The sequence below is a fragment of the Arthrobacter sp. UKPF54-2 genome, from assembly GCF_007858535.1.
Lineage (GTDB): Bacteria > Actinomycetota > Actinomycetes > Actinomycetales > Micrococcaceae > Arthrobacter.
Map to the genome: position 1 here is coordinate 2,481,339 of NZ_CP040174.1, position 13,191 is coordinate 2,494,529.

Annotated in this window: 13 protein-coding genes; 7 read left to right on the forward strand and 6 right to left on the reverse strand. The window is 70.7% G+C overall.

Annotated features, from left to right (window positions below):
* Position 1: 1 nt before the first annotated feature.
* The 4 genes from E7Y32_RS11410 to E7Y32_RS11425 form a co-directional block, all read right to left on the reverse strand.
* Positions 2 to 331, reverse strand: a complete 330-nt coding sequence (locus tag E7Y32_RS11410) for a biotin/lipoyl-containing protein (protein WP_146337218.1) — start codon at positions 329 to 331, stop codon at positions 2 to 4.
* Positions 324 to 1,373: an alpha-ketoacid dehydrogenase subunit beta gene (locus E7Y32_RS11415; RefSeq protein ID WP_146337219.1), complete on the reverse strand. Its 1,050-nt coding sequence runs from the start codon at positions 1,371 to 1,373 to the stop codon at positions 324 to 326. Before E7Y32_RS11415 ends, E7Y32_RS11410 begins: the two co-directional genes overlap by 8 nt.
* A complete protein-coding gene (locus E7Y32_RS11420) occupies positions 1,366 to 2,415 on the reverse strand; it encodes a thiamine pyrophosphate-dependent enzyme (protein WP_146337220.1) in 1,050 nt (349 codons plus the stop codon). Before E7Y32_RS11420 ends, E7Y32_RS11415 begins: the two co-directional genes overlap by 8 nt.
* 123 nt (positions 2,416 to 2,538) lie before the next feature.
* Entirely contained in the window at positions 2,539 to 3,912 is a 1,374-nt protein-coding gene (locus E7Y32_RS11425; protein WP_146337221.1) for an amino acid permease, read from the reverse strand.
* Between the two features lie 172 nt (positions 3,913 to 4,084).
* On the opposite strand from E7Y32_RS11425, the gene E7Y32_RS11430 reads away from it, so the two are divergent.
* The 6 genes from E7Y32_RS11430 to E7Y32_RS11455 all read left to right on the forward strand — a co-directional run bounded on the left by E7Y32_RS11430 (position 4,085) and on the right by E7Y32_RS11455 (position 10,545).
* Entirely contained in the window at positions 4,085 to 4,558 is a 474-nt protein-coding gene (locus E7Y32_RS11430) for an Lrp/AsnC family transcriptional regulator (RefSeq protein WP_146337222.1), read from the forward strand.
* A 168-nt stretch (positions 4,559 to 4,726) separates the two neighbouring features.
* Positions 4,727 to 5,443 (forward strand): NrtR DNA-binding winged helix domain-containing protein, encoded by a 717-nt coding sequence (locus E7Y32_RS11435; RefSeq protein WP_146338554.1) that lies wholly within the window; start codon positions 4,727 to 4,729, stop codon positions 5,441 to 5,443.
* Positions 5,440 to 6,750, forward strand: coding sequence for a quinolinate synthase NadA (nadA, locus tag E7Y32_RS11440; RefSeq protein WP_146337223.1), 1,311 nt, complete (start codon positions 5,440 to 5,442; stop codon positions 6,748 to 6,750). Before E7Y32_RS11435 ends, nadA begins: the two co-directional genes overlap by 4 nt.
* On the forward strand, positions 6,747 to 8,456 hold the full coding sequence (locus E7Y32_RS11445) for an L-aspartate oxidase (RefSeq protein WP_146337224.1): 1,710 nt from the start codon (positions 6,747 to 6,749) through the stop codon (positions 8,454 to 8,456). Before nadA ends, E7Y32_RS11445 begins: the two co-directional genes overlap by 4 nt.
* Complete coding sequence (nadC, locus tag E7Y32_RS11450; RefSeq protein WP_146337225.1) at positions 8,453 to 9,382, forward strand: carboxylating nicotinate-nucleotide diphosphorylase; 930 nt, start codon at positions 8,453 to 8,455, stop codon at positions 9,380 to 9,382. Before E7Y32_RS11445 ends, nadC begins: the two co-directional genes overlap by 4 nt.
* 8 nt (positions 9,383 to 9,390) lie before the next feature.
* Entirely contained in the window at positions 9,391 to 10,545 is a 1,155-nt protein-coding gene (locus E7Y32_RS11455) for a cysteine desulfurase family protein (RefSeq protein ID WP_146337226.1), read from the forward strand.
* 21 nt (positions 10,546 to 10,566) lie between these two features.
* Here E7Y32_RS11455 and E7Y32_RS11460 read toward each other — a convergent pair whose 3' ends face one another.
* Positions 10,567 to 11,073 carry a GtrA family protein gene (locus tag E7Y32_RS11460; RefSeq protein ID WP_146337227.1) on the reverse strand — a complete coding sequence of 169 codons (507 nt, stop codon included), beginning with the start codon at positions 11,071 to 11,073 and terminating at the stop codon, positions 10,567 to 10,569.
* Positions 11,074 to 11,077: 4 nt separating this feature from the next.
* Positions 11,078 to 11,752: a DUF1684 domain-containing protein gene (locus E7Y32_RS11465; protein WP_146337228.1), complete on the reverse strand. Its 675-nt coding sequence runs from the start codon at positions 11,750 to 11,752 to the stop codon at positions 11,078 to 11,080.
* An 84-nt stretch (positions 11,753 to 11,836) separates the two neighbouring features.
* Between E7Y32_RS11465 and E7Y32_RS11470 the strand changes: the two genes are divergently transcribed.
* Complete coding sequence (locus E7Y32_RS11470; RefSeq protein WP_146337229.1) at positions 11,837 to 13,189, forward strand: M20/M25/M40 family metallo-hydrolase; 1,353 nt, start codon at positions 11,837 to 11,839, stop codon at positions 13,187 to 13,189.
* Positions 13,190 to 13,191: the final 2 nt, after the last annotated feature.

Genomic DNA, 13,191 nt, shown 5'->3' on the forward strand with positions numbered 1-13,191 from the left:
GTCAGTCCTCATCAAGTACGGCGCTCAGGCGGACCCGGCGCTTCGGTGCCTCTTCCTTCGGGACCGTGCCCACGATGCCGGCGGTGTTGTCCGGCACCTCGAACACGATCAGGGGCTCGCCGACGTTGATCTTGTCGCCGGGCCCGCCGTGGATACGCACTACCTTACCCGCCTGCGGGCTGGGCAATTCAACGGCCGACTTGGTGGTTTCGACCTCCACCAGGGGCTGGTTGCGCTCTACCTGGTCGCCCGGGGCGACCAGCCATTCCAGCAAGGTCGCCTCGATCAGGCCCTCGCCGAGATCCGGCAGCGGGAAGGAAATTTCAGCCACGTTTGTACTCCAATACTCGCTGGATGCCGAAGAGGATCCGGTCAATGTTCGGGATGTATTCGTCCTCAAGATCGCCCGAGGGGTACGGGACGTCGAAGCCGGTGACACGCTCCACGGGGGCGCGCAGCGTGTCGAAGCAGCTCTGCGTGATCAGCTGCGCCACCTCGGCGCCCAGACCGGAGGTCAGCGGCGCCTCATGGACGACGACGGCGCGGCGCGTCTTGCGCACGGACGCGGCCAGTGCGGCGGCGTCGATTGGCTTGAGCCAGCGCAGGTCCAGGACCTCGATGTCGATCCCGTCCTCGGCGGCGAGCTCGGCCACCTGGAGGCAGCGGGCCACCATCGCACCCCACGCCACCAGGGTCAGGTGCCGTCCCTCCCGCATGACCTTCGCTCCGGTGGGGGAGCCGCCGTCGGCGTCGTGCGTGGCGGGGTCCACTTCGCCCTTCTGCCAGTAGCGGGACTTCGGCTCCATAAAGATGACCGGGTCCGGCCGCGTGGCGGCGTACTTGAGCAGGTGGTAGGCCTCATGCGGGGTCGACGGCGAGACCACCTTCAGGCCAGGCACGTGGGCGAAGAGCGCCTCGAGGCTTTCGCCGTGGTGTTCGGGGGCGCGGATGCCGCCGAAGCTGGGCACCCGGAGGGTGATCGGCATCGGCAGGGTGCCGCGGCTGCGGTAGTTCATCCGGGCGATCTGGCAGACGATCTGGTTGATGGCCGGGTACGCGAAGCCGTCGAACTGGACCTCGGGGATGGGGTGGAAGCCGGCCATGGCCAGGCCCACGGACATGCCGAGGATGCCGGATTCCGCCAGCGGGGTGTCGAAGACGCGCTGCTCGCCGTGCTTGGCCTGCAGCCCGTCGGTGATCCGGAAGACCCCGCCGAGCCGGCCGCAGTCCTCGCCGAAGATGACGGCCTTGGGGTTATCCGCGAGGACCTCGTCGAGGGCCCGGTTGAGCGCCTGCTGCATGGACATCACGGTGGTGGCCGCGGGGGCAGTCGCCGCCGGCGAGGTTCGGCTTTCAATGGTCGGGTTAGACATGCTCGGACTCCTCGCGCCAGTTGGCGGCCTGGGCCTGCAGGGCAGGGGTGGTTTCCTGGAAGACCAGGTCAAACATTTCGGTGCCGGGCCGGGAGCCGAGGGCCTGGATGCCGTTGCGGATATGCTCCTCTTCGGCCTTGGCGGCGGCGAGGGCCTCGGCGAAGAAGGCCTCGTCGGCGATCCCGTCGGCGAGCAGCCGCTTGCGCAGGCGCTCCAGCGGATCCTCGCCGGCGCCGTCGCGCTCCTCGTCGAGGGAACGGTAGCGGCCGGGGTCATCGGAAGTGGAGTGCGGGCCACGGCGGTACGTCATCGCCTCGATCAGCACGGGACCGTTGCCGGCCCGGGCGTGCGCGAAGGCGCGGCGGGTGGCCTCGACGACGGCGACGACGTCGTCGCCGTCGATCTGCAGCGCCGGCATGCCGTACCCGGCGGCGCGGGCGGCGACGGAGCCGCCGGCGACCTGGCGTTCGGTGGGCACCGAGATGGCCCAGCCGTTGTTCTGGACGAAGAACACCACGGGCGCCTTCATTACGGCGGCAAAGTTCAGCGCCTCGTGGACGTCACCCTGCGAGGATGCGCCGTCGCCGAAGTAGGTCAGCGCGACGCCGGTGGTTCCGCCGTCGCTGTTCTCGAGGGTCTGGCCGTGGGCCCAGCCGACGGCGTGCAGTACGGACCCGGCCACCACGGCCTGGATCGGGGCAAGCCGGGATTCCAGCGGGTTGTAGAGGCCGCCGTGCCAGGTGGCCTTGTGGGTGGACATGTAGCCCACCATGTCCACGCCCATGGTCCGGGCGACGCCCATCTCGCGGTAGGTGGGGAAGACGAAGTCGCGGGTGGTGTCGACGGCGTAGCCGCTGCCCACCTGGGCCGCCTCCTGGCCGAGTTCCGGGGCGTAGCCGGGGATGATGCCCTGCCGCTGCCAGGCGATGGCCGAGGTGTCGAGGTGCCGGACGGCGACCATCAGGGTGTACAGCTCTCGGAGCTCGGCGGGGGTGAGCGGGCCGGCGTCGCCGCCGGAAACCGCGAGGGGGAGTGTGTCCATGCCTGTGACCCTAGTCACGGGCCCCGAGTTAGGCAATCAGCTCAGGAAATGCTGACCACTCTGTACAAAGCTACCCGCCCCCGGCTCCCCAGGCCTGGCAGTTTGTACAGTCTTTGCGGCGGGTCAGCTCGCTCGGCGGGCGTTGATCCGGGCGCCGATCCAGCAGGCGGCGGCGATACCGGCGATCAACGCCATGGTGCTGAAGAGCTGCTTGCTGCTCTCCGGGCTGCTGAAGCCGACGGCAAAGATCAGGGCCAGGAGCACCAGGCCAAAGATGGTCAGCCCGGGGAAGCCCTTCATCCGCAGCGGCAGCGCGGTGCCGGCGCGGTCGGCCCGGCGCCGGAGGATCAGCTGGGATACGAGCGCCGAGCCCCACACCACGAGGCAGGTCGAGCCCACCAGCTGGAACAGGGCCGGCAGGATCTGTTCTGGGAACAGCAGTTCCAGCACAGCGGCCAGAAAGCCGAACGCCACCGATATGCCGACGGCGATCACCGGAACGCGGGCCGCATTCAGCCGCGACAGGAAGAGCGGGGCTTCGCCGCGCTCGGACAGGGAATAGGCCATCCGGGAGGCGCCGTACAGGTTCGCGTTCAGGGCCGAGAGCAGGGCGACGACGGCGACCAGCGTGATTGCCGCTCCGGCGCCCGGAATGCGGGCCAGATCCAGGACGCCCGCGAACGGGGACTTGAGCGCCGCCGACGTCGAGGGCAGCACAGCCGCGATGACAAAAACGGAGCCGATGTAGAACACCAGGATGCGCCAGACCACGGTGCGGATCGCGTGGCCGACGCTGTGCTCGGGGTTCTCGGTCTCGGCCGCGGCCACGCTGACGATTTCGGTGCCGCCGAAGGCGAAGATCACTACAAACAGGGCGGTGGCGATGCCGCCGAGGCCTGCCGGGGCGAAGTCGGAGGTGATGTTGCGCAGTCCCGGGCTGGCAACGTCCGGCAGCCAGCCGAACAGCAGGGCCGCGCCGATGGCCAGGAACAGCACGATGGCGGTGACCTTGAGGATGGCGAACCAGAACTCGAACTCGCCGAAGTTCTTCACCCCGGCGAGGTTGATGGCAGTGAAGAGTGCCATAAACACCAGCGCCAGCCCCCATACGGGAATCACCGGCCAGACCGTAAAGAGGAGCCCGGCCGCGCCGAGGGCCTCGGCCGCGATGACAACGACAAGTTGCAGCCACCAGAGCCAGCCGACGGTGGCGCCGGCGGTCTTGCCCAGGGCCTTTTCGGCGTAGACGGAGAACGCGCCGCTGTTCGGATTGGCGGCTGCCATCTCGCCGAGCGCCCACATGACCAGGATGATCAGGGTGCCCGCGACGAGGTAGGAGATCAGGACGGCCGGGCCCGCGGCCTGGATCCCGGCTCCGGATCCAAGGAACAGGCCGGCGCCGATGGCGCTGCCGAGCCCCATCATGGTGAGCTGGCGGGGCAACATGGTGTGGCCGAGCTTCAGGGCCGGGCGCTCCGCGGGGGACTTCGTTGTCATGCTGGCGAACCTTCTTACGGTGGTGTTGGCGTCCTTTTGGGACCCTACGAATTTACCGCCCCGGCGGGCGCCCTCGGTGCGGCCCGCGTGAGAGCATGGTTGCAGTTTGTTGATCAACCGGCCCAAATCGCGACGATGTGTGCTGTTGGAACCCGCAGGCAAGGAAACTGAAGTGAACGTCGACCCGCTGGACGCCAAAATTGTCCGATTCTTTACGGACTCTCCGCGCTCCTCCGTCCTGGAGGCGTCCCGGGTGCTCAAGGTCGCCCGTGCCACCGTGCAGTCGCGGCTGGACCGCATGCAGGACAGCGGTGTCATCGGTTCGTGGGTGCCGCAGCCGGACCCGGCCCGTTTCGGCTACCCGGTGGTGGCCTTCTGCTCCCTGACCATCAACCAGGACCTAGGGCACGACGCCGTCGTGGAGGCGCTCGCGCGGATTCCCGAGCTGATCGAGATCCACACCGTGTCCGGCGGATCGGACCTGATGGCCCGCATCGCCGCCCGCTCCAACTCGGACCTGCAGCGGGTGCTGGACGCCATGATCGCCACCCGGACCGTGCTGCGTTCGTCCTCGGTGATCGTGCTCAACACCCATTTCCAGGGCCGCACCCTGCCGCTGCTCGAAGCCGCCGCCCAGGGGGAGTAGGACGTTCCGCCGGCTCTGGGGGCGGCGGCGCACGGAAACATTTTGCGCCCGGCCCCCGGCGTCGTAGAATTAGTTCTAGTCAAGTTGACTATAACTACTCCGGCGGTCGGGCCGGAACCGTCCGGCAGGTCCGCAAAGACCGGGCCGGACCCCGGAACTCGGGGGTCGATCACCGTCTACACCTCTCCAGCCAACGTCTCGGAGCGCCAGCTCGCGCCGCCGTCGCTGGCCATTTCCACGGTGATCTTCGCCCTGCGGCCGAGTGAACGCTCCGGCCGCCCCACGCTCTGGATCCCGCTGGTGCGCCGGATCCGGGAGCCGTTCAAGAACCAGTGGGCCCTGCCCGGCGGGCCGCTGACCCATTCCGAATCGCTGCAGGACGCCGCCTCCCGCAACCTCCGCGAGACCACCGGCCTGGCGCCGAACTATCTCGAACAGCTCTACGCCTTCGGCGGGCTGCACCGCTCGCCCACCCAGCGGGTGGTCTCGATCGTCTACTGGGCGCTCGTCCAGCCCACCGAGGCCGCGCTCGCCGACGAATCCGAGAATGTCCGCTGGTTCCGGGCGGACCGGCTCGGCGACCTGGCCTTCGACCACAACGCGATCATCGACTACGCGCTCTGGCGGCTGCGGAACAAGATGGCCTACGGCTCGATCGCCTACCACCTGCTCGGCGAGTACTTCACCCTCGCGCAGGTCCGGGAGGTCTACGAGGCCGTCCTGGACCGGGAGTTGGATCCGGCCAACTTCCGCCGCCAGATCAAGGCCACCCCGGAAATCGAAGAAACCGACGAATACCTCCAGGGCGGCAAACACCGCCCGCCCCGCCTCTACCGCTTTACCGGCCGGCCCGGCCTCGATCCAGACAACAGGAGCACACCATGAGCAGCGTCAACACGGCGATCCAGCTGATCACGCGCGAGTCGGCCGCCGGACAGGCAACAGCGGCCGCGGCAGCATCCACCTGCAGCCCGGCCCTGGCCCGGGGCCCCTGGGACTTCGACCTCGCCGAGGCCCTCGCCGGTGTCCCGGCGTACGGCCCGGGCGCGTCCGTGGCCGACGTCGCCCCGGCCTCGACGCCCCGGCAGGGACAGCTGCCAGAGGAATACCGCCTGGCCGGCGACGCCGAACTGGACGACCGGATCCGGGCCGCCAAGGCGGCGCTGGGGGACCGGGCCGTTATCCTCGGCCACTTTTACCAGCGCGACGAGGTGATCCAGTACGCCGACTTCGTGGGCGACTCGTTCCAGCTGGCCAACGCGGCCCTGACCCGGCCGGACGCGGAGGCCATCATCTTCTGCGGCGTGCACTTTATGGCCGAAACCGCGGACATCCTCTCCGCGCCGGAGCAAGCCGTGATCCTGCCCAACCTCGCCGCGGGCTGCTCGATGGCGGACATGGCGGACATCGATTCGGTGACGGAGTGCTGGGAGCAGCTGGAGGAGCTGTTCGGCACCGAGCCCGACGCCGACGGCCGGGTCCCGGTCATCCCGGTCACCTACATGAACTCCTCGGCAGCGCTGAAGGGCTTCTGCGGCGAACACGGCGGGATCGTCTGCACCTCCTCCAACGCCGCCACGGTGCTGGAATGGGCGTTCGAGCGCGGCCAGCGGGTGCTGTTCTTCCCGGACCAGCACCTGGGCCGGAACACCGCCAAGGCCATGGGTGTGCCGCTGGCGCAGATGCCGATGTGGAATCCGCGCAAGGAACTCGGCGGCAGCGACGAGGAGACGCTGCAGGACTCCCGGGTGATCCTGTGGCACGGTTTCTGCTCGGTCCACAAGCGCTTCAACGTCGCCCAGATCGAAAAGGCCCGCGCGGACTTCCCCGGTGTGCAGGTGATCGTGCACCCGGAGTGCCCCATGGAGGTGGTGGACGCCGCCGATTCGGCCGGCTCCACGGACTTCATCCGCAAGGCCATCGCCGCCGCCACCGAGCCCACGGTCTTCGCCGTCGGCACCGAGATCAACCTGGTCAACCGGCTGGCCGCCGAGTACCCGCAGCACACCATCTTCTGCCTGGACCCGGTGATCTGCCCCTGCTCCACGATGTACCGCATCCACCCCGGCTACCTGGCCTGGGTGCTGGAGGCCCTGGTCCGCGGCGAGGTGGTTAACCGCATCACGGTGGCGGACGACGTCGCGGCCCCCGCGCGGGTCGCCCTGGAACGCATGCTGGCGGCGCGGCCGTGACCAGGCGGCTTGTCGTCGTCGGCAGCGGGATCGCCGGGCTGTACGCGGCGCTGCTCGCCTCCGAAGCGCCCGGCGCCGAGGTGGTGCTGCTGACCAAGGGCACGCTCGAGGAGAGCAACACCTTCTATGCCCAGGGCGGGATTTCCGCGGTGCTGGCACCGGGGGAGGCCGCGCCCGGCGACTCCGTTGCGGCGCACATTGCCGACACCCTCGCCGCGGGGGCCGGGCTGAATGACCCCAATGCCGTGCGCATCCTCTGCACCGAAGCCGTCCGGGACATCGCCGGGCTGCGGCGCTTCGGCGTGCACTTCGACGCCGGGGCCCACGGCGGACCGGCGCTGGGACTGGAAGCAGCACATTCGGCCGCCCGCGTCCTGCACGCCGGCGGCGACGCGACCGGCGCCTGGATCGCCCGCGGCCTTGTCGCCGCCGTGCTGGACCGCGCCGTCCAGGGCCGGCTCCGGGTGGAGACCGGCGCTTTTGTGACCGCGCTGCTGAGCGGCGGTGGTGACCCTGACGGCTGTTCATCGGGCTCCGTCACCGGCGTCGCCTACCTGGCCGGTGGGCAGCCCCGGGAACTGGACGCCGACGCCGTGCTGCTCGCCACCGGCGGCGCCGGGCGGCTGTTCGCCCGCACCAGCAACCCGTCCGTGGCCACCGCCGACGGCCTCGCGCTGGCCTGGCGCGCCGGCGCCGCCGTGCGCGACCTGGAGTTCTTCCAGTTCCACCCCACCACACTCGCGGCGGCCGAAGTACCCGGCGGGCCGCCCGCGCTGCTTATCTCGGAGGCGGTGCGCGGCGAGGGCGCCGTGCTGCTGGACGCCGCGGGACAACGCTTTATGCCCGACTACCACCCCGACGCCGAACTGGCCCCGCGCGACGTCGTCTCCCGCAGCATCGCCCTCCACCTGGCGGCCACCGGCCGCCCGGCCGACAGCCCGGTGTACCTGGACGCCCGGGGGATCGAAGCCGGCCGCGGGGCCGGCTTCCTGGCCCGGCGCTTCCCGACCATCACCGCCAGGACGCGGGCCGCCGGCTACGACTGGACGCTCGACCCCATGCCGGTGTCCCCGGCCGCGCACTACTGGATGGGCGGGATCGCGACCGACCTCTGGGGCCGCACCTCGGTGCCGGGGCTGTACGCCGCGGGCGAGGTGGCGTGCACCGGCGCCCAGGGCGCCAACCGGCTGGCCAGCAACTCGCTGCTCGAAGGGTTGGTGTTCGGGCGGCGCGCCGTCGAGGACTTCCTGGGCGAAGCGCCGCACAACGGCACTGCTCCGCGTGCTAGCTCGGCCGCGGGCGGCCTCCCTTTGACGCACGCTTCCGCAGTACCCTTGCGCGGCTCCTCCAGGGAAGGAACCGCCGCGGCGGCCCCCGAAGCTGGTATTAAGTCTGGGCCTGGATCCGGGGTGTTTTCTCGGGCGGCTCTGGGGCGGTTGATGACTCGAGCCGCCGGGGTTCTGCGCTCGGCGGCTGACCTCGATGATGCGGCTGCGCAGCTCGCTGCCTGGGCCGCCGTCGTCCGTCCCGGGATTGTAGCGGCCTCGGACGACCCGCGGGAGCACGAGGACCGCAACCTGCTGCTGGCTGCCGGCCTGCTCGTGGCGGCCGCCCGGAACCGGACCGCCTCCGTGGGCGCCCACTACCGGGCCGACACGGACCCGGCTTCCGCCTCCACCCCCTCCATGCAAAGGATTTCCTCATGACCGCAACCACCCAGGACACGCCGGTGTTGTCCGGCGCCGAGCTTGCCGGCACCCTGCCCGCATCCGCCGTCGACGCCGTGCTCCGCGCCGCCCTGCTGGAGGACGCCCCCTGCGGCGACATCACTTCGCAGACCCTCATCCCGGCCCGTGCCCGCGCCACCGCGGTGCTGGCAGCCCGGGTGCCCGGCGTCTTCAGCGGCGGGCAGGTGTTTGCCGCCGCGATGAAGCTGGCGGACCCGGACGCCGCCGTCGAACTGCTCGTTGCGGACGGGGAGGCGTTCGACGCCGGGACGGCGCTGGCACGGGTGAGCGGCAACGCCCGCGGCGTGCTGCTTACCGAACGGGTGGCGCTGAACCTGATCCAGCGGATGAGCGCGATTGCCACCCGGACCGCGGAGTTCGCCGCGCTGGTCACCGGCACCAAGGCACGAATCACCGACACCCGGAAAACGACGCCCGGGCTGCGGGTGCTGGAGCGCTACGCAGTCCGCTGCGGCGGTGGGGCAAACCATCGCTTCAGCCTCTCGGACGCGGTGCTGGCCAAGGACAACCACCTGGCGGTACTGACCGGGGGAGACCCCGGGAAGCTCACCGCCGTGCTGCGCGGCGCCCGCGCCCGGCTGGGGCACACCACCCACTTCGAGGTGGAGGTGGACAGCATGGAACAGATCGAGCCCGTGCTGGCCGCCGGCGTGGACACCATCATGCTGGACAACTTCTCGGTGCAGGACCTCGCCGCCGGCGTTGCGCTCGTTGCGGGGCGGGCCCGGGTCGAGGCCAGCGGCAACGTCAGCCTCGCCACCGTGGCCGGGATCGCCGCCACCGGCGTGGACATCATCTCGGTCGGGGCCCTCACCCACAGCGTCACCGCCCTGGACCTCGGGCTGGATGTCGAGCTCGACGTCGAGCTGGAAACGGCCGGCTGAGGCCCACCGTGATCTTCCTCGACGCCGCCGCCACCACGCCGGTCCGCCGCGAGGTCCTCGAGGCCATGTGGCCCTACCTCAGCGGGGACTTCGGCAACCCGTCAAGCCACCACTCGCTCGGCGACGCCGCCGCCAGGGCGCTCGCGGGAGCCCGGGAGGCCACGGCCCAAGTACTGGGCTGCCGGCCGGGCGAGATCGTCTTCACCTCCGGCGGCACGGAGGCGGACAACCTCGCCCTCAAGGGCATCGCCCTGGCCCGGCGCGCGGCCGATCCGCGCCTTGACCGGGTGGCGATCAGCGCCGTCGAACACCCCGCGGTGGAGGAATCCGCCCGCTACCTCGAACGCGTCCATGGCTTCGCCGTCGACGTGGTCCCGGTGGACCGCTACGGGCAGGTGCGAGAGGAAGCGCTCGCGGCCGTGCTCCGGCCACAAACCGCGCTGGCCAGCGTGATGTACGCCAACAACGAGGTGGGAACGGTCCAGCCCGTGGCTCGCCTGGCCGCGCTGGCCCGGGGGCTCGGCATCCCGTTCCACAGCGACGCCGTGCAGGCCGCCGGCTGGCTGCCCCTGGACGTGCGCGGACTCGGCGTGGACGCGCTGAGCATCTCCGGCCACAAGCTGGGCGCCCCGAAAGGCTGCGGGGCGCTGTATGTGCGCGGCCGCACCCGGCTGGAGCCGCTGATCCACGGCGGCGGGCAGGAGCGCGGCCGCCGCTCCGGCACCGAGAACGTGGCCTGGGCCGTGGCGCTGGCGACGGCACTGGGCCTCGCCGCGGCGTCCGGGCAGGAAGCGTCCGCCCGGGTGGCCGGGCTGCGCGACGACTTCATTGCCGCCGTCCTCTCCGGGGTGCCCGGCGCCGTCCTCACCGGCCATCCGGCGGACCGGCTGCCCTCGGTGGCGTCCTTCTGCTTCCCCGGCACCAGCGGCGAATCGGTGCTGCTGGAGGTGGAGCGGCAGGGGGTGATCTGCTCCAGCGGCTCGGCCTGCGCAGCGGGGTCCGACGAGCCGTCCCCGGTGCTGCTGGCGATGGGGATCGGCGCCGAGGTGGCCCAGACCGCGGTGCGCTTCAGCTTCGATTCCTCCGTGACGGCCGCTCAGCTGCACGAAGCGGCGGCCGCGGTGCGCACCGCCGTCGGCAGCGTCCGTACCCTCGGCGGTTGAATCCGATCGCTTGAATCCCGGCTAGCGGTGCCGGGCGCGGCGGAAAATCCAGTGCCGGAGCATGGTGAACCGCACGGCCGTGGCCAGGAATCCGGAGAGGGTGGTGGTCCAGAGCTCGTCGGCCACGGTCGCGTCCGGGTTGATCCAGTGCAGGATGCCGAGGCTGCCGCCGGTGATCAGCAGCGCGACGACGATCACGATCAGCCCGTTGAGGTGGTCGCGCTTCATCCGGTGCCGCTCGGTGATTTTGAACGTCAGCCGCCGGTTCAGGGCCGTGTTCATCAGCGAGGTGAGGATCAGCGCCGCCGCGTTGGCCGGCTGGGACCCGATCCACGGCCGCAGGAACGCATACAGCGCCAGGGAGGTCACGGTGCAGACGACGCCGACGCCGGTAAAACGCAGGAGCTGCCGGACCACCGGATAGCGGAGCACACCCCGGTGGCGGCGCCGGACCGCCACCGATGGAGCGAAGGAGCCTGATGAAACGGCCTGCGGGTTTGGCTGCGCCTGTTGTAGCTGCGACTCCATCCGGCTAGTACAGCTCGCCGACCGGGATGTCCACGGCCAGGCGGTTCGAGGGCCCGGCCAGGGGGCACGCCCACGCCTCGTTGTACGCGCAGGAGGGGTTGTACGCGAAGTTGAAGTCCAGCACGAACTCGGCGTCGTCCCCGGAACCGGTCACGCCGTGGAAGGCGCCTTTAATGGTGTCCAGCAGGTACCGCCCGGCGCCGTAGCTGCCGCCGGGCTGCCCGGCGGTCGCGTCCCGGAACGGCACGAAGATGCCGCCGCCGTAGCCGTTGAGCTTCCAGACGGCCAGCTGGCCCATCTCGGGGAGGTCGAACGTGCCGAGCCGGACAAAGCGGACCAGGCCGTCGGTGCCGGTCTCGACGTTCATCTCCCGCCCGGCGCCCTCCTTGGTGATGGGGACGTGGAAGCGGTAGATCGGGTCGTAGTGAGCGGTCTTGAGGCCGTCGAAGCTGGCCTTGGCCTCGTCGGTCAGCGGCGAGGCCGGGTGCGTGCCGAACATGCGGTCCCGCTCGTGCCGCCAGTAGGAGTGCGCCTCGGCCGGGCTGTCCGCCGCGATCTTCCGCACGGTGGCGTACAGCGCGAAAGTCCGGAGCCGCCAGTCCGCGATGTCGACGGCGGACATCCGCGCGACGCCGTCCGGCTCGCCGAAGTCCGCTCCATCAAAGTGCTGTTCCGCCATCCCCCCAGCCTAGCCGTGTTTCGTTGCCCGAAATGCGGCGGGCCCTGCGGCCCGGGGCCACGGCCGGGCCGTAGGCTGTCGCGCATGCACACCACCGACCCCGTCGGGTCCGCCCGCCGCGCCGCCGCCTCGCTGGCGGAACTCGTCACGTTCCGCACCGTGTCCTCCCGGGTTCCCGCCGAGGTGGAGACTGCCGAGTTCGAGGCCTTCCTAGCCGCCCTGCCCCCGCTCTACCCGGCGGTCCACGCCGCGCTGGAGGTGGAACGGGTCAACGGGCTGGCCCTGCTGTTCCGCTGGCCCGGCACCGCTGCCGACGCCGGGAGCCGCCCGGCCGTGCTCATGGCGCACTACGACGTCGTCCCGGCCGGGGACGGGCAGGCCTGGACGCATCCGCCGTTCTCCGGCCACAACGACGGCACCCACCTGTGGGGCCGTGGCACCCTGGACGACAAAGGTGCGCTGGTCGCCATCCTGGAGGCCGCTGAGGCCCTGCTCGCTGAGGGCTTTGTCCCGGTTCACGACGTCTACTTCTCCTTCGGTAACAACGAGGAGACCGCTGGGGAGAGCGCCGCGGCCGCCGCCGCGCTGCTCGCCGCCAGGGGAGTGCGGCCCTGGCTCGTGCTGGATGAGGGCGGTGCGGTGGCGGGCGGCGCCTTCCCGGGCGTAAGCCGGCCGGCCGCCGTCGTCGGCGTGGCCGAAAAGGGGATCCTGGACGTGGAGCTGCTCACCCGCGACCCCGGCGGACACGCCTCGACGCCGCCGCGGATGGGGGCGACGGCGCGGCTGGCCCGGGCCATCACCCGGATCGAGCGCAGCCCGTTCCCGCAGAGCCTGCCGGAGGTGACCGCGGAGATGCTGCGGCGCTTCGGTCCTCACGCACCGGCCCCGCTGCGGCTCGCCTTCGCGAACCTGTCGCTGCTCAGGGTCCCCATGACGTGGCTTTTCGGCCGCCTGGGGAATGAAACCAACGCGATGACCCGCACCACGGTGGCCGTCACCACCCTGGAGGGCAGCGCCGGCGCCAATGTGCTCGCCGCGACGGCCAAGGCAAACGCCAACATCCGGATCGCCGTGGGGGACACCGTGGCCGGAACCGTGGAGCGGCTGCGGAAGGTCATCCGGGATCCGAAGGTGGAGCTTCGGGTGGTGGAGGGCAACGATCCCACTCCGGTATCCGACTTTGCGGGAGCCCAGTGGGAGCTGCTGGAGGGCTGCATCGCCGAGACCTTCCCGGAGGCGCTCATCACGCCGTACATCATGATGGGCGGGACGGATTCGCGCCGCTTCACCGGGATCTGCGACGCGGTCTACCGGTTTGCGCCCTTCGCCATGGACGCCGCGGACCGGGGCTCGATCCACGCCGCGGACGAAAAGATCTCGCTCGAGACCCTGGGCCGGGGCGTCCGGTTCTACGAAACGCTGCTCCGGAGACTCTGAAC